Source organism: Wolbachia endosymbiont of Nomada ferruginata, assembly GCF_001675785.1.
GTDB classification, from domain to species: domain Bacteria; phylum Pseudomonadota; class Alphaproteobacteria; order Rickettsiales; family Anaplasmataceae; genus Wolbachia; species Wolbachia pipientis.
On sequence record NZ_LYUY01000183.1, the window covers coordinates 1 to 709 of the forward strand.

Below are 709 nucleotides of genomic sequence, written 5' to 3' on the forward strand. Positions count from 1 at the left end.
TACAATGTTTTAATGATTATGGAAAAGCTGGATTCCAGTGTCAAGCACTGGAATGACACCATAGGGGCACTGCCATCATAAAGGAACCAGTGTCGGCTACTCGGATGACATCATAGGGGCGCTGGGATGACACCCTGACAATCGTCATCCCGCTACTTGTTAGCGGGATCTGGAGATACCGTGACGGTATGATGAGGGAGAACAGTTAGCGGATGAGATACCGCGAATGAATCGCGGTATAACGGTTCGCGGTGGCATGATGTAGGACTGCTGTGACACCATTATAGAATGAACCAGTGTCAGCTACTTGCATAGAAAATGTTTATGACTAATTTTTAGATCAAACATGGAATTTCGACAAACTTAACTTTTTTGTGAGATGGTTCAGCAATAATAAATAAATTAGGTGTAAAAGTTATGGCAATAGAAAAGGAAAAGTTTTTTGAAATAATATGCAATGTGAGTGAGAGTAAAGATTTGAATGAGGATAATTTGCTCCAAAAAATAAAAGATGAGTTATGTAAAAAAGATTATGCAGAATACGACAAGTTTAAACGTAATTTTAGTAAGGAGCATCAATTCAGTATAAAAATTTCAGACAAAATAGAAGATTGGACATTATTACATCTTGCTGCGGCATGTAACAATTTATTGACAGTAGAACTTCTACTAAAAAAGAAAGCAAGTGTTAAAACACGAGTCAAAGATG

Annotated in this window: 1 pseudogene; it reads left to right on the plus strand. The window is 37.2% G+C overall.

The features are described 5' to 3' along the window. Positions 1–417 precede the first annotated feature (417 nt). Positions 418–709 (plus strand): annotated as a pseudogene (locus BA053_RS06360) (ankyrin repeat domain-containing protein); the annotation flags it as partial.